This window comes from Campylobacter sp. 2018MI34, from assembly GCF_016598975.1.
Taxonomy (GTDB): domain Bacteria; phylum Campylobacterota; class Campylobacteria; order Campylobacterales; family Campylobacteraceae; genus Campylobacter_D.
The window spans coordinates 36,802-57,168 of record NZ_JAENKS010000005.1; the positions used below are offsets into that span (position 1 = coordinate 36,802).

At 25.2% G+C, this 20,367-nt stretch carries 19 protein-coding genes; 16 read left to right on the forward strand and 3 right to left on the reverse strand.

What is annotated here, in order from left to right:
• The first annotated feature begins 99 nt into the window (after positions 1-99).
• The 5 genes from JG676_RS02560 (at position 100) to JG676_RS02580 (ending at position 5,090) form a co-directional block, all read left to right on the forward strand.
• A complete protein-coding gene (locus JG676_RS02560; RefSeq protein ID WP_200217226.1) occupies positions 100-1,311 on the forward strand; it encodes an alpha-2,3-sialyltransferase in 1,212 nt (403 codons plus the stop codon).
• A complete protein-coding gene (locus JG676_RS02565) occupies positions 1,311-2,348 on the forward strand; it encodes an N-acetylneuraminate synthase family protein (protein WP_200169493.1) in 1,038 nt (345 codons plus the stop codon). The genes JG676_RS02560 and JG676_RS02565 overlap by 1 nt, the downstream gene beginning before the upstream one ends.
• Positions 2,345-3,463 (forward strand): UDP-N-acetylglucosamine 2-epimerase, encoded by a 1,119-nt coding sequence (neuC, locus tag JG676_RS02570; RefSeq protein WP_200217227.1) that lies wholly within the window; start codon positions 2,345-2,347, stop codon positions 3,461-3,463. Before JG676_RS02565 ends, neuC begins: the two co-directional genes overlap by 4 nt.
• A gap of 76 nt (positions 3,464-3,539) precedes the next feature.
• Positions 3,540-4,226 (forward strand): cytidylyltransferase domain-containing protein, encoded by a 687-nt coding sequence (locus JG676_RS02575; protein WP_200217228.1) that lies wholly within the window; start codon positions 3,540-3,542, stop codon positions 4,224-4,226.
• A gap of 51 nt (positions 4,227-4,277) precedes the next feature.
• Entirely contained in the window at positions 4,278-5,090 is an 813-nt protein-coding gene (locus tag JG676_RS02580) for a glycosyltransferase family 2 protein (RefSeq protein WP_200169490.1), read from the forward strand.
• Here JG676_RS02580 and waaF read toward each other — a convergent pair.
• The 3 genes from waaF to waaC are packed head-to-tail and all read right to left on the reverse strand — an operon-like array spanning position 5,073 to position 7,927.
• Positions 5,073-6,026 carry a lipopolysaccharide heptosyltransferase II gene (waaF, locus tag JG676_RS02585; protein ID WP_200217229.1) on the reverse strand — a complete coding sequence of 318 codons (954 nt, stop codon included), beginning with the start codon at positions 6,024-6,026 and terminating at the stop codon, positions 5,073-5,075. The genes JG676_RS02580 and waaF overlap by 18 nt on opposite strands.
• Position 6,027: 1 nt before the next feature.
• Positions 6,028-6,915 carry a lipid A biosynthesis lauroyl acyltransferase gene (locus tag JG676_RS02590; RefSeq protein WP_200169488.1) on the reverse strand — a complete coding sequence of 296 codons (888 nt, stop codon included), beginning with the start codon at positions 6,913-6,915 and terminating at the stop codon, positions 6,028-6,030.
• Complete coding sequence (gene waaC / locus JG676_RS02595; RefSeq protein ID WP_200217230.1) at positions 6,905-7,927, reverse strand: lipopolysaccharide heptosyltransferase I; 1,023 nt, start codon at positions 7,925-7,927, stop codon at positions 6,905-6,907. Before waaC ends, JG676_RS02590 begins: the two co-directional genes overlap by 11 nt.
• A 63-nt stretch (positions 7,928-7,990) precedes the next feature.
• On the opposite strand from waaC, the gene JG676_RS02600 reads away from it, so the two are divergent.
• From JG676_RS02600 to pglE, 11 genes are read left to right on the forward strand one after another with little or no spacing between them, the layout of a single operon-like run.
• The gene (locus tag JG676_RS02600) at positions 7,991-8,785 is read left to right on the forward strand and encodes a 3'-5' exonuclease (RefSeq protein ID WP_200217231.1); all 795 of its coding nucleotides are present in this window, start codon (positions 7,991-7,993) and stop codon (positions 8,783-8,785) included.
• A 46-nt stretch (positions 8,786-8,831) separates the two neighbouring features.
• A complete protein-coding gene (galE, locus tag JG676_RS02605; RefSeq protein ID WP_200217232.1) occupies positions 8,832-9,818 on the forward strand; it encodes a UDP-glucose 4-epimerase GalE in 987 nt (328 codons plus the stop codon).
• Positions 9,812-11,512 carry an ATP-binding cassette domain-containing protein gene (locus JG676_RS02610; protein WP_200217233.1) on the forward strand — a complete coding sequence of 567 codons (1,701 nt, stop codon included), beginning with the start codon at positions 9,812-9,814 and terminating at the stop codon, positions 11,510-11,512. Before galE ends, JG676_RS02610 begins: the two co-directional genes overlap by 7 nt.
• The gene (locus JG676_RS02615; protein ID WP_200217234.1) at positions 11,509-12,576 is read left to right on the forward strand and encodes a glycosyltransferase; all 1,068 of its coding nucleotides are present in this window, start codon (positions 11,509-11,511) and stop codon (positions 12,574-12,576) included. The genes JG676_RS02610 and JG676_RS02615 overlap by 4 nt, the downstream gene beginning before the upstream one ends.
• Positions 12,557-13,498, forward strand: a complete 942-nt coding sequence (locus tag JG676_RS02620; RefSeq protein WP_200169482.1) for a glycosyltransferase family 2 protein — start codon at positions 12,557-12,559, stop codon at positions 13,496-13,498. The genes JG676_RS02615 and JG676_RS02620 overlap by 20 nt, the downstream gene beginning before the upstream one ends.
• Positions 13,486-14,583, forward strand: a complete 1,098-nt coding sequence (locus JG676_RS02625; protein ID WP_200217235.1) for a glycosyltransferase — start codon at positions 13,486-13,488, stop codon at positions 14,581-14,583. The genes JG676_RS02620 and JG676_RS02625 overlap by 13 nt, the downstream gene beginning before the upstream one ends.
• A 3-nt stretch (positions 14,584-14,586) precedes the next feature.
• Positions 14,587-16,905: an STT3 domain-containing protein gene (locus tag JG676_RS02630; protein WP_200217236.1), complete on the forward strand. Its 2,319-nt coding sequence runs from the start codon at positions 14,587-14,589 to the stop codon at positions 16,903-16,905.
• Entirely contained in the window at positions 16,902-18,032 is a 1,131-nt protein-coding gene (locus JG676_RS02635; RefSeq protein WP_200217237.1) for a glycosyltransferase family 4 protein, read from the forward strand. Before JG676_RS02630 ends, JG676_RS02635 begins: the two co-directional genes overlap by 4 nt.
• Entirely contained in the window at positions 18,025-18,627 is a 603-nt protein-coding gene (pglC, locus tag JG676_RS02640; RefSeq protein ID WP_200169478.1) for an undecaprenyl phosphate N,N'-diacetylbacillosamine 1-phosphate transferase, read from the forward strand. The genes JG676_RS02635 and pglC overlap by 8 nt, the downstream gene beginning before the upstream one ends.
• Entirely contained in the window at positions 18,614-19,210 is a 597-nt protein-coding gene (locus JG676_RS02645) for an acetyltransferase (RefSeq protein ID WP_200217238.1), read from the forward strand. The genes pglC and JG676_RS02645 overlap by 14 nt, the downstream gene beginning before the upstream one ends.
• On the forward strand, positions 19,207-20,367 hold the full coding sequence (pglE, locus tag JG676_RS02650; RefSeq protein ID WP_200217239.1) for a UDP-N-acetylbacillosamine transaminase: 1,161 nt from the start codon (positions 19,207-19,209) through the stop codon (positions 20,365-20,367). Before JG676_RS02645 ends, pglE begins: the two co-directional genes overlap by 4 nt.

Here is a 20,367-nt window from a genome sequence, read left to right on the forward strand (position 1 = left end):
GTTTTTTAAAACTTGAAATTTAAATTATTTTTATTTTAAGCTTAAATTCACAGGGGGGGGGTATAATCATTTTTTCAAAATAAAATAGCAAGAGAAAGAATGAAGAATTTAATTGTAGCGGGTAATGGTCCTAGTTTAAAAAATATTGATTATAAAAGACTACCAAAAGATTATGAAGTTTTTAGGTGTAATCAATTTTATCTTGAAGATAAATATTACCTAGGTAAAGATATTAAGATGACTTTTTTTAATCAAAGTTTTTTCTTAGAGCAAATTTATACTGCTAAAACTCTTATAAAAAATAAAGAATATAAAATTGATAATTTTATTTGTTCTAATTTTAAACTTCATGGTATTTGTGAAAATCATTTAAATTTTATAAAGTATTTTGATTATTTTTTTCCAGATGCTAATTTAGGCAGTGGTTATCTTGAGAAATTAAAAGAATTTAATGCTTATATTTGTTATAATGAACTTTATAAGGATAAACGTATAACTAGTGGAATTTACATGTGTGCCGTTGCAGTAGCTTTGGGTTATAAAAGGATTTATTTAAGTGGAATTGATTTTTATGAGGGTAATATAGATTTTTCAACAGGAAAAAATGTTTATGCCTATAATGCCAATAAACAAAATTATAATAAATTAATAGGAGAAAATAAAGTTCCATCTTATTTTCATAGTAAGGATACTGATTTAAAGGCTTTAGAATTTCTTGCTAAAACTTATAATGTTTCATTTTTTTCTTTAAACCCAGAATCAATTTTAGCTAAAAATTTTAGTTTAGCTCCATTAACTAATAATTCTTTTATACTTTTAAAAAAGACACAAAATGCCTTAGATGATATTCTTATCCCTAAAGAAACTCCTTTTATAAAGCTTTATTATGATAAAGTTCTTCAGACTAAAAATCCTAATCAATTAGAAATTAAAAAGAAAAATAAAATTAATATATTTTCAAATGTTAAAAATAATTTTAACCAACGTTCAGCTAAAGAAAGAATTCAAAATCATCTCTCATATAAATTAGGTAATGTTTTAATTGATTTAAGAAATTTAAGTGATTATATTAGGTTACCTTTTATATTATCTTATATTATTTATAGACATTTAAAAGATCAAAGACGCTATAAAAAAAGAATCAAACAAAGTCCATCATTAAAATTACCGCCTTTGGAGTCTTATCGTGACTATAAGGAAGCTTTAAAAATAAAACGAACTTTAGCTTATAATTTAGGCAGTATTTTAATTAAACATCCTTTTACTTTTTTATTTAGAATTAAAAAAATTAAAAAAGAATGGAAAGAATAATGCAAATAAAAATCGAAAATTTAACTATATCTGAACAAAATTCTCCTTTAGTTATCCCAGAAATTGGTATTAATCATAATGGTAGTTTAGAGTTGGCAAAACTTATGGTAGATAGTGCCAAAAGAGCGGGTGCTAAGATTATTAAACATCAAACTCATATTGTTGAAGATGAAATGTGTGTTGCAGCTAAAAATGTAATCCCAGGAAATGCGAATGTGAGTATATATGAGATTATGCAAAAGTGTGCTTTAAATTATAAAGACGAGTTGGCTCTTAAGGAATATACTCAAAAGCAAGGACTTGTTTATCTTAGTACTCCTTTTTCAAGGGCGGCTGCAAATAGACTAGAAGATATGGGAGTTAACGCTTTTAAAATAGGGTCTGGAGAATGTAATAATTATCCACTGATAAAACATATTGCAAATTTTAAAAAGCCTATGATTGTAAGCACAGGAATGAACAGCATTGAAAGTATAAAACCAACTATAGAAATTTTAAGGGCTAGTGAAATTCCTTTTGTATTGCTTCATACAACCAATCTTTATCCAACTCCTATGAATCTTGTAAGATTAAATGCTATGCTTGAACTTAAAAAAGAGTTTTCTTGTTTGGTGGGGCTTAGTGATCATACTACTAGCAATCTTGCCTGTTTAGGAGCTGTTGCTTTGGGTGCTTGTATGCTTGAGAGACACTTTGTAGATACTATGGATAGAAGTGGTCCTGATATAATTTGCTCTATGGATGAAAGTGCTTTAAAAGAGCTTATAATTCAAAGTGAACAAATGGCAATAATGCGTGGTTTAAATGCTAAAAAGAACGCAGTTAAAGAGGAGCAAGTTACTATTGATTTTGCTTTTGCAAGTGTTGTTAGTATAAAAGAAATTAAAAAAGGTGATATTTTTTCTTTGGAAAATATTTGGGTGAAAAGACCAGGGGTTGGTGGGATTAGAGCTAGTGAATTTGAGAGTATTTTAGGCAAAGTTGCTTTAAGAGATATTGCAAAAGATGTGCAGTTAAAATATGAGGATTTTCAATGAAAAAAATTGTTTTTATTACGGGAACTAGGGCTGATTTTTCTAAAATTAAATCTTTAATGATAGAGATTGAAAAATCAAATGAATTTGAACTTTTCGTCTTTGTTACAGGGATGCACATGAGTAAGAATTTTGGATATACTGCAAAAGAAATCTATAAAAGTGGATTTACAAATATTTATGAATTTATTAACCATGACAAATACTATCAAATGCCAGCAGCTTTAGCTTCAACTATAGACGGTTTTTCTAAATTTGTTAATGAAATAGAACCTGATTTAATTGTAGTGCATGGAGATAGAATAGAGCCTTTGGCTGGAGCTTTAGTCGGAGTATTAAATAATATTTTAGTTGCCCATATTGAAGGGGGCGAGTTATCTGGAACTATAGATGATAGTATAAGACATTCTATCTCAAAGTTAGCTCAAATTCATTTAGTCAATGATGAATTAGCTAAAAAACGTTTAATACAACTTGGAGAAGATGAGAATTCAATTTTTATTATAGGCTCTCCTGATTTGGATATTTTATCTGATAATTCTATTAGCATTGAAGAAGCTAAGGCTTATTATGATATTACTTTTAAAAACTATGCTATAGCTACTTTTCATCCTGTGGTAACAGAGCTTGAATTTATTAAAGAGCAAAGTGAAAAATTTGTAAATGCTTTAATTAAAAGCAAGAAAAATTATATAGTGATTTATCCTAATAATGATTTAGGCTTTGAGTTTATTTTAAAAAGTTATGAAAAACTTAAGAATTTATCTTGTTTTAAAATTTTTCCATCTTTAAGATTTGAATATTTTATTACTTTATTAAAAAATGCAGATTTTATTATAGGAAATTCAAGTTGTATTTTAAAAGAAGCTGTTTTTTTGGGAGTTGATGGAATAAATATAGGCTCAAGACAACAAAAAAGAAATGGTTTAAAGAAAGTTATACAAAGCTCTTATGAAAGTGACGAGATATTAAAAGCTATACAAAAAGTAAAGAAAAAAGAAAAAACTATTTATAAAAAAATAAAAGAAAAAAGTAGTGCTAAATTTATAAAACTTTTAAAAAGTGGGATGTTTTTTAAAATTTCTAAACAAAAAATATTTAAAGATTTAAAAATATAAATATAGAATTAGATCATAATTGAAATTAAAAAAAATGTAAAATAAACTAGTAATTTTTTAAAATTAAAGGATAAAAATGTCAAATAAAACTTTGGCTTTAATTCCTGCAAGAGCTGGATCAAAAGGTATTAAAAATAAAAATTTAGTTCTTTTGGCTAACAAACCATTAGTTTATCATACTATTAAAGCTGCTAAAGAAGCAACTTGCATTGATAAAATTGTTTTAAGTAGTGATGGAGACGAAATTTTAACTTATGCAAGGAGTCAAGGAATTGATACCATTGAGCGTCCTAAAGAATTGGCGCTTGATGATACTACAAGTGATAAAGTGATTTTGCATGCTTTAGAAATATATAAAACTTATGAAAATATAATTTTGCTTCAACCTACATCACCTTTTAGAACAAGTAAACATATAGATGAATCTTTTTATCATTTTATGCAAAAAAATGCTAATGCACTTATCAGTGTTTATAAAGAGGATAATAAAATTTTAAAAGCTTTTACTATAGATGAAAATAAAAATTTAAAAGGAATTTGTAATGATTTTTATCCTTTTATGCCAAGACAAAAACTTCCAAATGTTTATATGGGTAATGGGGCTATTTATATTTTAAAAATTAAAGAATTTTTAAAAAATCCTAGTTTTTTACTTAAAAATACTACTTATTTCGAAATGGATAAACAAAGTAGTTTTGATATAGATACTTTAGAAGATTTGAAAAAGGCTAATGAATTTTTTAAAAATTTTGATTTTTATTAAAGCCATTTTTTAAGACAATTAGTCTTTTTAATTTGTAAAAAAAGGTTAAATATGCCTCAAATCTCTATCATACTTCCAACCTTTAATGTAGAAAAATATATAAAAAAAGCTTTAGATAGTTGTATAAATCAAAGTCTTAAAGATATAGAGATTATTGTAGTAGATGATTTAGGAAGTGATAATAGTATAAATATAGCTAAAGAAGAAGCTTTAAAAGATAAAAGAATTAAAATTATTCACAATGAGAAGAATTTAGGAACCTTTGCAAGTAGAAATGTAGGAGTATTAAACTCAAGCTCAGCTTATATAATGTTTTTAGACCCTGATGATACTTTAGCTTTAAATGCTTGTGAGTTAGCTTTAAAAGAGATTAAAGATTTTGATTTGATTTGTTTTGATGCTTTAGTACATAGAGTAAATACCAAACAATTTTATCGTTTTAAACAAAATGAAAATTTTAATCAATCTGAGTTTTTGAATTTTTTACTCCAGCAAAGACATTTTTGCTGGAGCGTTTGGGCTAAACTTTTTAAAAAAGATATGATATTTAAAGTTTTTCAAAAAATAAATCCTTATGAAAAATTAAGCTATAGCGAAGATATGTTTTTTTGTTATATGTATTTTATGCAGTGTGAGAAAATAAGAATCTGCAAAGAGCTTGTTTATTATTATGAATTTAATGAAAATGGACGCTATGAAAGTAAAAAATTTTTATATCAAAATTATTTAGATAAGCAAAAAAGTTTTAAATTTATAAAAGAATTTTCTTTGGAATTTAAAAATGATATATTTCATAAGAATTTATTTGAAATTTTAGAAAAAGAGCTTAATGATTTGAAAAATAGATTAGATAGAATAGTTTAGCAATTTTTTAGCTTCTTTGATTACGATATCAGGAGTTAAGTCTTTCATACATTTATGGTGTTTTAAGAGGCAAGTTTTTTGCATACAAGGCATACAAGCTAAATTTAAATGAACGATTTTAGCATTTTCATTTTGCCAAGGCGAAGTTTGATTAAAATTTGTAGATCCAAAAATAGCTATAGTTTTTACTTTATATACAGCTGCTATATGCATACTACCGCTATCATTGCTAATAAATAAATCACAAAATGCTATATTTTTACAAAGGCTATTTATACTTGTTTTAGAACATAAATTTTTTACTTTAATACCATCTTTTTTTAAAATATTTTCTATGCTATTGCAAATTTCTTCTTCGCTTTTTACTCCAAAAATAACAATTTTATGCGTTTTAGCAAATTCTTTTGCCACTTTAGCAAAATAATTAGCTTCCCATCTTTTTGCACTTCCATAATGAGCACCTGGATTTAAAGCTAGAATTTTTTTATCATCTTTTAAAGTAATATTGCATTTATATTTTGGCAAAATAGGAAGTCTTAATTGTGTTGAATTGGTTTTAAAATTAAAACTTTTTTCTATGAAATATAAATATTTTAAAACCTGATGTTCATCTTTATTTTGTTTTTTATTAAAATAAAATCTTTTTTTACTTTTAATTAAATTTAAAATAATTTTACTTGAGAATGCTGATCTAAATGAGATGGCAATATCGCATTCTCCTATAAGAGATCTTTGTTTTAAAATATTTAAATATCTATGTTTTTTATCTTCTATGATTGTTTTAGAATTTTTTATATTTTTAAAAAGTTCTATACTTACAAAGGAACCATAAAAAATAATTTGAGCTTTAGGAAATTTTTCAAGTAAAGCATAAATAGCTACACTAGACATTACAGCATCTCCTAGCCAAGTAGGAAGATTTATAAAAATTTTCATTTTACGCCTTAAGATACAAATCTTTATTAAAACTTCTAAATCTTTTATGGAAGAAAAAATACTCATCAGGTTTAAATTTGATCATTTCTTCGCAACATTTTGCCTGATAAGAGGTTAATTCTTCTAAACTTTTAACATCTCCATCAAGGGCTTTAAAGCATTTTATATGATATTTATTGTCATTGCCTTGATAAATAAAAGCAGGTAATAATAGAGCTTTAGTTTTTTTTGCAATTAAACTCGCCCCAATTAAAAAATTGACTTTTTTATTGAAAAAATCTATTTTTATCCCTTCATTATCAGAGCAATCTTGATCTGTTAAAATTCCTAATGTTCTTTTTTCTTTAAGAGCTTGAAACATTTTTTTAATCCCACCTTTTTTATCAATTAATTCTATATCAAATTGAGTGCGATTTTGGGCTAAAATTTTATCCATTTTTTTGCTATCTAATTTTCTTCCTACTATGGACATGGCTCCAAATTTAGCAGAAAATGCCAAAGAACAAAGTTCCCAATTTCCATAGTGAGCTGTTGTTAAAATTAAAGCTTTATTTGAATTTAAGGCATTACATAAAAGTTCTTCATTATCAAATACAACTTTTTTAAGAATTTTTTCTTTATTAGTATTTTGATTTTTAATGCAATCAAGTCCAAATTTGGCGAAATTTTGATAAATTTTTAAAGCAATTTTCTTTCTTTCTTTTGAACTTTTTTGTGGAAAACAAATTTTTAAGTTAATATCAATAATTTTTCTATGTTTTTTATTAAGACAAAAAACAATAAATGCTATATTTTTAGCAAAAAAATCTAAAATAAAATTTGGAAAAATAAAAACAATAAATTTTAAAATATAATAAATCATAAGATAAAGATTATCTTTATTTTTCATTTAATAATTCCTTAGTAATTTCAAAAATATCTTGTGCATCAATATTTTCAATACAAAAATCATTTTTATCAATATGCTTAGCATCTAAAATTTTCTTTTTTGCATCAATAATTTTATTAACTTCTGTTACAAAAGCATTTCTTTGACTTGGTGTTGCTCCAAAAATAGTTATAGAAGCTTTATTGAGAGCAAAAGCTAAATGAGTAGGTCCGCTATCATTTCCTATAACTAAATCTACGGCTTTTGTAAGTGCAATTAATTCTTGTAAATTTAAATTTCTAAGTAGAACAATATGATCGTTTGGATAAAAATTTTGAATTTCTTTTGCAATTTCATATTCTTTTAAATTTCCCCAAGCAAGAAAAATTTTTGAATTTGCTATATTATCGTTAATTTTTTTGCAAAGTAATGCAAAATTTTTAGCTGGATAAATTTTATTTTTTGCGCTTGATCCAACGTGTATAAGTATATTATGTTTGTTTTCTTTTAGTTTAAATTCTTGTATAAGTTTCTCTTTGATAATATCATCAGCATATAAAAAATCTTTTTTAAAAAAAAGATTTTTTATATCAAAATCCTCATTAAATACAAAAGAAATTAAAGCCAAATAACGCACAAAGACGTTTTCATTATAATTAATATTTAATTTTTGATTATAAAAATTATGAGCAAAACTTTCTTTAAGGCTATTTTTACTAAAACCAAAGTTATTTTGATTTAAAATTCGACTTATGATAGCTGATTTAATAAGCCCTTGTAAGTCTATTACTACATTATAATTATTTTTTCTTGCTTTAAAAAGTATTTTTAGTGTTTTTGAAATTTTTTTATTTTTTAAAGGTAAAGGATATATTTTATCAATTAAAGGATGATCTTTTAAAATATCTTTAAATCTTTCATCAACAAACCAATGAATTTCTATATCTTTTTTAAATTTTTTAATAAATTGTAATACTATAGCACTTTGGATAATATCCCCAAGTGCTGATAACCTAACAATTGCTATTTTCATTAAAAACCTAAAATACTAAAATTTTGTTATGATTTTATCAAATTTATTTAAAAAAGGGTTAAAATGAATCAAGAAGGTTATATTTGTATTTTTGATTGTGAAAGTATCCCAGATACTGAACTTATAAGAAAAACTTTAAATTTAAAAGGAAATGATTTAGAAATTTCTAAAAAAGCTTTAGAACTCCAAAAAGAACAAACTTCTAGCGAATTTTTACCCTTGCCTTATCATAAGATTGTAAGTATTTGTGCAGTTATAACAAATAGTTTTGGAAAATTTATTAAAGTCAATAAAATTGATGGCGATGATGAGCAAAGTATGATTGCTAATTTTTTTAAATTTATTGATAAGTATGAGCCAAAATTGGTTAGTTTTAATGGTAAAAATTATGATATGCCTTTACTTGTTTTAAGAGCATTAAAATATAATATCAAGGCTAATACTTATTTAGATACCATTACAGATAAATGGAATAATTACAAAACGCGTTTTTCTGAAAATAAACATTGCGATTTGTTTGAATCTTTTGGATCTTATCGTGGTTTAAAACTTGATCTTATTTGTGCTATGGCGAATTTACCTGGAAAATATGAAATTCACGGCAATAAAGTTCTTGATTTATTTTATGAAAACAAATTAGAAAAAATTCATGAATATTGCGAAAGCGATACTTTAAATACTTTTATGTTATTTTTAAAATACGAATTTATTAAAGGTAATATCAATGAAAATGATTTTATTGACTCTTTAAATACAATGAAAGAATTTCTTATACAAAAAAAACAAGATCGTTCTTATGTTGATATTTTTATTAAAGCAAGTGAAGATGAAATTTCTAAAATAAAACTTAGCATTTAATCAAATATACTAGAATATTATTTTAAGTAAAAAAAAGGAATAAATGATGAAAATTTTAATTACTGGTGGAGCAGGTTATATCGGATCGCACACTTTAAGACAATTTTTAAATACAAATTATGAAATTTGTGTGTTAGATAATTTATCTAAAGGAAGTGAAATTGCAATTAAAGATTTAAAAAGTATTAGAGACTTTAAATTTTTTAAACAAGATTTGAGTGATTTTAAGGCTATTAAAGAACTTTTTAAACAAGAAAAATTTGATGCAGTAGTTCATTTTGCTGCGAGCATTGAAGTATTTGAAAGTATGCAAAATCCTTTGAAATATTATTTAAATAATACGGCTAATACAAGCAATCTTATACAGACTTGTTTAGAAAATAATGTTAAAAATTTTATTTTTTCTTCTACTGCAGCAACTTATGGAGAACCTCAAACTTCTGTAGTAAGTGAAAAAAGTCCTTTAAATCCTATTAACCCTTATGGAAGAAGTAAGCTTATGAGCGAAGAGGTTTTAAAAGATGCTAATATGGCTAATCCTTCTTTTAAATATTGTATTTTAAGATATTTTAATGTTGCGGGTGCTTGTATGGATTTTAAATTAGGACAACGTTATCCAAAAGCAACTTTACTTATAAAAGTAGCAGCAGAATGTGCTGCCAATAAACGTGATAAAATATATATTTTTGGAGATAATTATAATACCAAAGATGGAACTTGTATAAGAGATTATATTCATGTAGATGATATTTCAAGTGCTCATTTATCGGCTTTAGAATACTTGCAAAATAATGAAAGTAATATTTTTAATGTAGGTTATGGTCACGGTTTTAGTGTAAAAGAAGTGATTCAAACTATGAAAAAAGTAAGCGGTGTAGATTTTAAAGTAGAACTTGCTCCACCACGTGCAGGAGATCCTAGTGTTTTAATTTCAAATGCAGATAAAATTCGTTCTTTAACATCTTGGAAACCAAGATTTGATAACTTAGAAATAATTTGCAAAAGTGCTTTTGATTGGGAAAAACAGTGTTAAAAAAACTTTTTTTTATTTTAAATAAAAAAGATAAGAATTTTTTATTTTCTTTGTTGGTTTTTTCTATTTTTATTTCATTTATGGAAACTTTTGCTATATCTTTAATAATGCCTTTTGTTACTTTAGCCAGTGATTTTTCTTATTTTGATAAAAATGAATTTCTAATTATTATTAAAGAGTACTTAGCTTTGCCTACTTATAAAATCATTGTTTATTTTGGATTAATTTTAGTTTGTTTTTATATAATACGTGCTTTATTAAATTCTTATTATTTCCATCTTTTAGCAAAATTTTCCAAAGGAAGGTATCATAGTATATCTTATAAAATTTTCTCAAAATATCTTCATATTAATTATGAGAATTTCACACAAAAAAGTCATTCTGAGTTACTAAAAAATGTCACAGGAGAAGTTTATAATCTTAGCACAATGATCTCTTCTTTTTTGCTTATGATGAGTGAAATTTTTGTTGTTTTATTGCTTTATATTTTGCTACTTTTAATTGATTATAAGATTACTTTAGCTTTAAGTATTTTTTTGTTTTTAAATGCCTTTATTTTAATGCGTATTCTTTCTCCTCTTGTTAAAAAAGCTGGATTAAGGCGTGAAGAGGCAATGAAAAATTTTTTTGAAATTATTAATACAAGTTTAAATAATTTTAAATTTATTAAATTAAAAATTAAAGAAAGAGCGATTTTGAAACTTTTTGAACAGCAAAGTAAGAATTTTAGTAAAGCAAATATAAGCAATGAAAGTATTGCCGCTTTGCCAAGAATATATCTTGAAGCCATTGGATTTTGTGTTTTGATTTTTATCGTTGTTTTTTTGGTTTTTAAAAATGAAGGAGATATTTCTAATATTTTAGCCACTATTTCTGTTTTTGTTTTAGCGCTTTATCGATTGATGCCTAGTGCAAATCGTATTATCACAAGTTATCATGATTTACTTTATTATAGGTCTTCTTTAGATATTATTTATAATATTTTAAATCAAAAAGAAGAACAACTAGAAGATGGGAATATTACTTTTCAAAAAGAGATTCGTTTAGAAAATATAAGTTTTGCCTATCAGAATAAAAATAATTTATTTACTCGTTTAAATTTAAGTATAAAAAAAGGTGAAAAAATAGCATTTATTGGTGAGAGTGGATGCGGAAAAAGCACTTTAGTTGATATTATTATGGGCTTATTAAAGATAAAAGAAGGAAAAATTTACATTGATGATAAAATATTAAATGAAAACAATATGAAAAGTTTAAGATCTAAAATAGGCTATATTCCACAGCAAATTTATCTTTTTAATGATAGCATTGCTAAAAATATCGCTTTTGGTGATGAAATTGATTTTGATTTATTAAAAGAAGTTATCAAACAGGCTAATCTTGAAAAATTTATTAAAAGTTTGCCTAATGGAATTCATACAAAAGTAGGAGATGGTGGAAATAATTTAAGTGGAGGACAAAAACAAAGAATTGCTATTGCAAGAGCTTTATATTTAAAACCTGAAATTTTAATTCTTGATGAAGCAACTTCTGCTTTAGATAATGAAAGTGAAATGAAGATTATGGAAGAGCTTTTTAAAATTTCTAAAGATAAAACTATGATTATTATTGCTCATAGGCTTTTAGGTATAGCAAAGTGTGATAAAGTTTATAAATTAGAGAATTCAAAGCTTATTTTAGAGAGACAAAAATGAAAATTACTTTTATTATAGCTACTTTAAATTCTGGTGGAGCTGAGAGGGTTTTAGTGACTTTGGCAAATGAGTTTTGCAAAGAGCATGAGATAAAAATTATAAAATTTCATTCTGGAGAATCTTTTTATCCTTTGAATGCAAAGATAAAAGTTAAAACCTTGCAACAATTTAGATTTGATAATATTTATCATAAAATTGCCAGTCGTTTTAAAAAATATTTTGCATTAAGAAAGGCTTTAAAGGAAGAAAAAAGTGATATTTTTATCTCTTTTTTAGATACAACTAATATTGCTTGTATATTTGCAAAAATAGGCATAAAAACCCCTTTAATAATTTGCGAGCATAGTAATGAGGCTTATTTAAAATCAAAAATTTGGCGCTTTTTAAGAAGAATTGCTTATCCTTTTTGTGATGTTTTAAGTGTATTAGGATATAAGGATAAAGAATTTTATGAAAAATTTGTTAAAAAAGTTATTGTGCTTGCAAATCCAACTCATTTTTATTTGCAAAAAGAAAATTTTGAAAAAGAAAATCTTATACTTTTTATAGGACGTTTAGATTACAATAAAAATGCTTTGATGTATTTAAAAGCTATTGCAAATTTAGATGAGAATTTAAGAGAAAATTATAGATTTTTAATTTTAGGAGATGGAGAATTAAAACAAGAATTAGAATATAAAGCTAAAAGTTTAAACATTAAGGTGGAATTTTTAGGTCGCGTGAAGGATGTAAAAACTTATTATTCTAAAGCTAAAATTTTATGTCTTTGTTCTTTTATGGAAGGTTTGCCAACGGTTTTAATTGAATCTTTATATTTTGATGTAGCTCGTATAGCAACTCGTTATTATAATGGAGCAAATGATTTAATTGATGATAGTAAAGATGGGTTTTTAATCAATTGTGATGATGAAAAAGCTTTAGCTGAAAAAATGTCTTTGTTAATGCAGAATGAATCTTTAAGAAAAGAATTAGTTTTAAATGCAAGAAAAAGATGTAAAGATTATGATATTTTGCATATAAAAGAAAAATGGATGAAGGTGATTAATGAGCTTGGAATTTCCTAAAATTTCTGTTATTATCCCTACTTTTAAGCGTCCTTTATTACTTAAAAAGGCATTAAAAAGTGTGCAAGATCAAGATTTTAAAGACTTAGAAATTATTGTTAGTGATGATGAATTAAATTCTCAAAGCGAAAAAATTGTGCAAGAATTTATGCTTAATGATGAGCGTATAAAATACGTTAAAAATACTAAATATAAACACGGCCCTAATGGCAATAAAAATAATGGCTTAGATTATGCTAAAGGAGAATTTATTACTTTTTTAGATGATGATGATGAGCTTTTGCCTAATGCACTTAGCGTTTTAATAGAAAAAAGTAAGCAAGGTTATTCTCATATTTTTGGAAATTGTTTAATTGAAGAAAATGGCATTTTAAAAGAAGAGTTAAGCGGTAAAGGCTTTACTAAAGATAGTGAAGTAACAAAAAAAGACTTTTTAATGGCACGATTTTATGGAGAGTTTTTATCAATTTTTAAGAAATCTTTGCTTAAAAATCATCGTTTTAATGAAGAATTTTATGGAAATGAGGCAACTCTTTGGGTGCATTTATATGATGAAAAAAGTTTTTATATTCATAAAGCATTAAGAATATATAAGATTAATAGAGAAGATAGTGTAACTTTAGGAGCTATTAAAAATTCAAAAAGAGTTTATCTTGGTTATTTAGAGCTTGCTAGGATAGTTGAAGATGAGCTTTTAAAAAGTAAAGATAAAGATTATAAAAAACAATGTGCAAATTATTATAAAATGGCGGCTTATTATGCTAAGTTAGCCCATCTTTATAAACAAATGTATTTTTGTCTTTATAAAAGCTTATGGATTAAATTTAATACACCTGCCTTAATCTTACTAAGTTTAAGTATAATTCCAAATAAGATTATTATTTTTTTATCAAAAGTTAGAGTGAGTTTATGCAAAAATTAGCTATTTTTATTTATTCTTTAGGCAGTGGTGGAGCAGAAAGAGTTGTTGCAACCTTATTGCCTATTTTAAATATGAAATTTGAAGTACATCTTATTTTAATGAATGATAAAATTTCTTATGAAATTCCAGAATGTAAAATACATTTTTTAGAAAAATCATATCCTAATGAAAATTCTTTGATGAAATTTTTAAAACTTCCTTTTTTAGCCTTAAAATATAAAAAACTTTGTAAAGAATTAAATATTGATATACAATTTGTTTTTCTTAATCGTCCTAATTATATTGCTTTATTAGCAAGAATGTTTGGATTAAAAGCAAGATTGGTGATTAATGAATGCACAACTCCTAGCGTGATGTATGCTAAAAAAAATTTTAATTCTCTTATTAATAAAGCTTTAATTTATTTTTTATATCCTAAGGCCGATTTAATCTTACCTAATTCTATGGGAAATTTAGAAGATTTAGTGCAAAATTTTAATATTAAAAAAGAAAAATGTAATATTTTATATAATGCTATTGATTTAGAAAATATAGAAAAAAAATCTTTAGAACCTATTAAATTAAAAGATAAGTTTATATTAAGCGTAGGAAGATTAGATAAAGGAAAAAATCATACTTTATTAATTAGAGCTTATGCGAGATTAAAAACAGATTTAAAGCTTGTTATTTTAGGAGAAGGAATTTTAAAAAATGAACTTGAAAAATTAATTTTTCAATTAAATTTAAAAGAAAAGGTTTTGCTTTTAGGTTTTGATAATAATCCTTATAAATATATGTCTAAATGCGAATTTTTTGCTTTTGCTTCAGTGTTTGAAGGTTTTTCTAATGTTTTAATTGAAAGTTTAGCCTGTTCTTGTGCGGTAGTTTGTACAGATCATCAAAGCGGAGCAAAAGAGTTGTTTGGCAATAATGAATTTGGTCTTTTGGTGGAAGTAAATAATGAAGAGAGTATGTATGAGGGTTTAAAATTAATGCTAGAAGATGAAAATTTAAAAAATATTTATAAAAATAAAGCAAAACAAAGGGCATCAGAGTTTGATAAAGTTAAAATCGCAAGAGATGCTTTAAAATATTTATTAGGGTAGAAAATGCAAAAGATGAATGATATTTTTAAAAATTACAACTTACTCGCTTTTATTTTAATTGCTTTTATTTTTAGTATTATATGTCGTTTTTATTGGATTTTTTGGGCAAGTGAATTTAATGAGTATTTTTTCAATAATGAATTAATGATTATTTCAAATGATGGCTATGCTTTTGCAGAAGGTGCAAGAGATATGATAGCAGGTTTTCATCAGCCTAATGATTTAAGTTATTATGGCTCATCGCTTTCTACTCTTACTTATTGGATTTATAAAATTACTCCTTTTTCTTTTGAAAGTATTATTTTATATATGAGTATATTTTTATCTTCTTTAGTTGTTGTACCAATTATATTGATTGCTAATGAATATAAAAATCCTTTAACGGGTTTTATAGCTGCTCTTTTAGCAAGTATAGCAAATAGCTATTATAATCGCACTATGGCAGGGTATTATGATACAGATATGCTTGTAATAGTTCTTCCTATGTTTATTTTATTTTTTATGATAAGACTTATTTTAAAAAAAGATTTATTATCTTTTATCCTTTTGCCTTTTTGTGTAATGATTTATCTTTGGTGGTATCCATCAAGTTACACTTTAAATGTTGCATTAATAGGACTTTTTTTTATTTATACTCTTATTTTTCATAGAAAAGAAACAATATTATATATGAGCATTATTTTAATGCTTATCACTCTTTCAAATATTGCTTGGTTTTATCAAAGTGCTATTATAGTGATACTTTTTTCTCTTTTTGTTTTAAAAAATTATTATTTTAATCTAAAACTACTTCTTGTTTTAGGTTTTATCACTTTTATTTTTTTAATTTTAAGTGGTGGTATTGACCCTATACTTTATCAGCTTAAATTTTATATATTTCGCACTGATTTAAGCACCAGCTTGACTCGAGGTTTTGTTTATTTTAATGTCAATAAAACAATACAAGAAGTTGAAAGTATAGATTTAAGTGTTTTTATGCAAAGAATAAGCTCTAATGAAATTATCTTTTTGCTTTCTTTTATAGGTTTTATTTTATTTGCCAAACAGCATAAAAGTATGATTTTAACTTTACCTATGCTTTTGCTTGGTTTTTTAGCGCTTAAAGGTGGGCTTCGTTTTACTATCTATGCTGTGCCTATTATGGCTTTGGGATTTGGCTTTTTGAGTATTAAAATTTTAGAATATATAGAAAAAATTAAAATACAAAATGCTAAAGATATAAGATTTTTTAGATTTTTTTTAATAGTAGCTTTTGTTTTTATTTCGGTATTGTTTATATTTTTTTATTTAATGCAAAATGAAAATCTTAATTTATATGATTTTTTAGAATATTTTGTATTTTTAATAGCATTTTTTTGTATTTTTATGATTTTAGAATGTTTGCATAAAAAAGATCTAAAATTAATGCGTGTTTTTTTTATGATAGCTATTTTAATAATGAGTTTATCTTTTGCTTTAAAACATATTTATAATTATAAAGCTCCAACTGTTTTTACTCAAAATGAAGCGACTCTTTTAACAAAACTTAAAGCATTGGCCTCAAGAGAAGATTATGTTGTAACTTGGTGGGATTATGGATATCCTATTAGATATTATAGTGATGTCAAAACTTTAGTGGATGGTGGAAAACATTTAGGAAAAGATAATTTTTTCCCTTCTTTTGTTCTAAGCAAAGATCAAAGATCAGCTGCAAATATGGCAAGGTTGAGTGTAGAATATACTGAAAAAAGTTTTTATAAACCATATAATGATTTGCTTGATGCTATGATGAAAGATTATAATCAAAGCAATATTGAATTATTTTTAAATTCTTTAAGTAAAGAAGATTTTAAAATTAATACCCCAAAGACAAGAGATATTTATCTTTATCTTCCATCACGAATGGTTTCAATTTTTTCAACTGTTGCAAGTTTTTCTTTTATAGATCTTGAAACAGGAGAGATTAATAAACCTTTTACTTTTAGTACTTCTTATGTTTTAGGTGAAGATAATGGGGAAATTATTTTAAGTAATGGAATTATTTTAAGTAATGATTTTAGAAATTTTAAATTAAACGGAGATGTTTTTGCAATTAATAGTTTTATAGAGTTTGATTCTGTTGAAAAAAATGAATATAAAATTATCAATGTAGATCCTAATGCAAATTTTTATATTTTTTATATCAAAGATTCCTCTATGCCTTTTACTCAATTTATTTTAATGGATAAAAATATGTATCAAAGTGCTTTTGTTCAAATGTTTTTTTTAGGCAATTATGATAAAAATTTATTTGATTTGGTTTTAAACACTAAAGAAGCAAAGGTATTTAAATTAAAAATATGAAAATAGGATTTTTAAGCCATTCTGGTATGAGTATTTATCATTTTAGAGCCCCAATTATTAAAGCTTTATTAACAAGAGGAGATGAGGTATTTATTATAGTTCCAAAAGATAATTATGCTAATAAGCTTCAAGAATTAAAAGCTAATATTATTTTTTATGAACTAAATCGTTCAAGCCTTAATCCTTTGATTGTCTTTAGAAATTTTTTACACCTTGTAAAAACTTTAAAAACTTTAAATTTAGATTTGCTTCAAACAAGTGCTCATAAAAGCAATACTTTTGGAGTAGTGGCAGCAAAAGTAGCAAAAATTAAATTTATTTTTGCTCTTGTAGAAGGACTTGGATCATTTTATATTGATGAAGACTTTAAAAGTAAATTAGTAAGAACAATGATTAATTCATTATATAAAATATCTTTTAAATTGGCTACCAAATTTATTTTTGTCAATGAAAGCAATGCTAAATTTATGAAAAATTTGGGCTTAAAAGAGGATAAAATTTGTATTATAAAATCTGTAGGAGTTAATCTTAAAAAATTTTTTCCTATGCAAATACAAAATGATATTAAAATGAATTTTTTAAAAAAATACAATATGCCTGATAAACCTTTGGTTTTAATGATAGCTAGGGCTTTGTGGCATAAGGGAATTAAAGAATTTTATGAAGCGGCTAAGCTTTTAAATGATAGAGCTAATTTTATTTTAGTAGGCGGAAGAGATGATAATAAATCTTGTGCTCCTTTGGAGTTTTTACAAAAAGGTGAAGTTTTTTATCTTGGATCAAGAGATGATATAGCTTTTTTGTTAAATTTATGTGATATTTTTGTTTTGCCAAGCTATAAAGAAGGTTTTCCTGCTACTATTTTAGAGGCAAAAGCTTGCGCAAAAGCTTGTATAGTAAGTGATTGTGAAGGTTGTGTAGAAGCGATTTCAAATGGTTATGATGGTCTTTTATTTCAAAGTAAAAATACAAATGATTTTGTTGAAAAAATTATTTTATTAATAGAAGATATAAAATTAAGAGAAAATTTAGCTCATAATGCATTCAAGGAAGCTTTAAAATTGGATGAAAATTTAATTGCAAAAAGTTATTTAAAAATTTATGATGAAAGTATAAAAAATGTATAAAAAATATATTAAAAGGATTTTAGATTTTATTTTAGCTTTGATTTTATTAAGTTTTTTTTCGCCTCTAATTTTAATTATTGCTATACTTTTAAAAATTACTCAAAAAAGCGTAATTTTTACACAAATTAGACCTGGGCTTTATGAAAAAGAGTTTAAAATTTATAAATTTAAAACAATGAGTGATGAAAGAGATGCGCAAGGAAATTTACTTCCTGATGAAATGCGTTTAAAATCTTTAGGGAAAATTATTAGAAGTTTAAGCTTAGATGAATTATTGCAACTTTTTAATGTTTTAAAAGGTGATATGAGCTTTGTAGGACCGCGTCCTTTATTGCCCGAATATTTAAAACTTTATGACTTAAGACAAAAAATGCGTCATAATGTAAAGCCAGGTATTACAGGATGGGCTCAAGTTAATGGACGTAATGATATTTCTTGGAAACAAAAATTTGAACTTGATGTATATTATGTAGAACATATTTCTTTTGCTCTTGATTTAAAAATTCTTTTTTTGACCTTTTTCAAAGTTTTAAAACGAAGTGGAATTAATAAAACAGGTCAAGCTACAACGGAAAAATTTAATGGAAAGAACTAAAAAAATCTATATTTATGGAGCAGGGGGCCACGGTTTAGTTTGTGCAGATGTGGCAAAGTCTTTAGGCTATGAAGAATGTATTTTTTTAGATGATAATAAGGGTATGAAATTTAGCAAAGATTTGCCAAAATGGGATATATTTGTTGCTATAGGTGATAATAATATTAGAGAGAAAGTTTTTAATATTATTAAAGAAAATGGTTTTAAAATAGTTAATTTAATCCATCCAAGTGCTATTATAAGTCCTAGTGCTTTTTTGGAAGAAGGTGGAGTTTTAATTATGCCTTGTGTGGTAGTTAATGCTAAGGCTTTTATTGCTAAAGGAGTTATTTTAAATACCTCTTGTGTTGTAGAACACGAATGCAAAATAGGTGCATTTTCTCATATAAGTGTAGGTGCCAAAATGGCTGGAAATGTTAAAATAGGTGAAAAATGTTTTATGGGAATTAATTCTTGTATTTTGCCTAATTTAATAATGATAGATAATAGTATTTTGGGTGCAGGTGCTGTTTTAACGCGTGATATAACCAAAAAAGGAACTTATATTGGTGTTCCTGCAAAAAATATAAAGGATAAATTATGAAATTTTTTCTTTCAGCTCCACATATGGGTGAAAACGAATTAAAATACATACAAGAAGTTTTTAAAAGTAATTATATAGCTCCTTTAGGAGAATTTGTTAATCGTTTTGAACAAAGTATTAAAGATTATACAAAAAGTGATTACGCCTTAGCTTTAAATTCTGCAACAGCAGCATTGCACCTTGCTTTAAGAGTAGCTGGGATAAAAGAAAATGATATAGTTTTAGCTTCTTCTTTTACCTTTATTGCCTCAGTTGCGCCTATTTACTATCTTAAGGCTAAGCCTATTTTTATTGATTGTGATGAAACCTTTAATTTAGATGTAGCTTTATTAAAACAAGCTATTTATGAGAGTGAAAAAAAACCAAAAGCTTTAATTTTGACTCATCTTTATGGCAATGCACCAAAAATGGATGAGATTATTGCAATTTGTAAAGAAAATAATATTGTTTTAATTGAAGATGCCGCAGAAGCTTTAGGAAGTTTTTATAAGGGTAAAGCTTTAGGAACTTTTGGAGAATTTGGGGTTTATTCTTTTAATGGCAATAAAATTATCACAACTTCAGGTGGAGGAATGCTTATAGGAAAAGATAAGCAAAAAATAGAAAAAGCAAGATTTTATAGCACACAAGCAAGAGAAAATTGTTTGCATTATGAACATATAGATTATGGATATAATTATAGACTCAGCAATGTTTTGGGTGCTATTGGGGTTGCGCAAATGGAAGTTCTAGAACAAAGAGTGCTTAAAAAAAGAGAAATTTATGAGTGGTATAAAGAATTTTTAGGAGATAGTTTTAGTTTTTTAGATGAACTTGAAAATTCAAGAAGTAATCGTTGGTTAAGCACAGCTTTGATAGATTTTAAGCTAGATGAACTTTTTAAAGAGAAAAAAAGTATTTATATTACACAAAAAGATTTTTATTTGCATCCTAAAATTTCAAAATTAATTAAAGATTTAAAAGAAGAGCAAATTGAAACAAGACCTCTTTGGAAAGCTATGCACGCTCAAGCAGTTTTTAAAGGAGAGAAAGCTTATATAAATGGTAATAGTGAATTATTTTTTTATAAAGGAATTTGTTTGCCAAGTAGTACTACTATGAACAAAGATGATGTGAAAGAAATTTCTAATCTCATTTTAAAGAGTATTCGAGGTTAA

Coding starts and splice junctions, on each gene's coding strand:
- JG676_RS02645 (WP_200217238.1), top strand. CDS start 18,614: ATGGAAAGAACTAAAAAAATCTATATTTATGGAGCAGGGGGCCACGGT.
- JG676_RS02625 (WP_200217235.1), top strand. CDS start 13,486: ATGCAAAAATTAGCTATTTTTATTTATTCTTTAGGCAGTGGTGGAGCA.
- JG676_RS02580 (WP_200169490.1), top strand. CDS start 4,278: ATGCCTCAAATCTCTATCATACTTCCAACCTTTAATGTAGAAAAATAT.
- waaC (WP_200217230.1), bottom strand. CDS start 7,927: ATGAAAATAGCAATTGTTAGGTTATCAGCACTTGGGGATATTATCCAA.
- JG676_RS02600 (WP_200217231.1), top strand. CDS start 7,991: ATGAATCAAGAAGGTTATATTTGTATTTTTGATTGTGAAAGTATCCCA.
- JG676_RS02635 (WP_200217237.1), top strand. CDS start 16,902: ATGAAAATAGGATTTTTAAGCCATTCTGGTATGAGTATTTATCATTTT.
- neuC (WP_200217227.1), top strand. CDS start 2,345: ATGAAAAAAATTGTTTTTATTACGGGAACTAGGGCTGATTTTTCTAAA.
- pglE (WP_200217239.1), top strand. CDS start 19,207: ATGAAATTTTTTCTTTCAGCTCCACATATGGGTGAAAACGAATTAAAA.
- JG676_RS02590 (WP_200169488.1), bottom strand. CDS start 6,915: ATGAAAAATAAAGATAATCTTTATCTTATGATTTATTATATTTTAAAA.
- JG676_RS02565 (WP_200169493.1), top strand. CDS start 1,311: ATGCAAATAAAAATCGAAAATTTAACTATATCTGAACAAAATTCTCCT.
- pglC (WP_200169478.1), top strand. CDS start 18,025: ATGTATAAAAAATATATTAAAAGGATTTTAGATTTTATTTTAGCTTTG.
- waaF (WP_200217229.1), bottom strand. CDS start 6,026: ATGAAAATTTTTATAAATCTTCCTACTTGGCTAGGAGATGCTGTAATG.
- JG676_RS02620 (WP_200169482.1), top strand. CDS start 12,557: ATGAGCTTGGAATTTCCTAAAATTTCTGTTATTATCCCTACTTTTAAG.
- galE (WP_200217232.1), top strand. CDS start 8,832: ATGAAAATTTTAATTACTGGTGGAGCAGGTTATATCGGATCGCACACT.
- JG676_RS02560 (WP_200217226.1), top strand. CDS start 100: ATGAAGAATTTAATTGTAGCGGGTAATGGTCCTAGTTTAAAAAATATT.
- JG676_RS02575 (WP_200217228.1), top strand. CDS start 3,540: ATGTCAAATAAAACTTTGGCTTTAATTCCTGCAAGAGCTGGATCAAAA.
- JG676_RS02630 (WP_200217236.1), top strand. CDS start 14,587: ATGCAAAAGATGAATGATATTTTTAAAAATTACAACTTACTCGCTTTT.
- JG676_RS02615 (WP_200217234.1), top strand. CDS start 11,509: ATGAAAATTACTTTTATTATAGCTACTTTAAATTCTGGTGGAGCTGAG.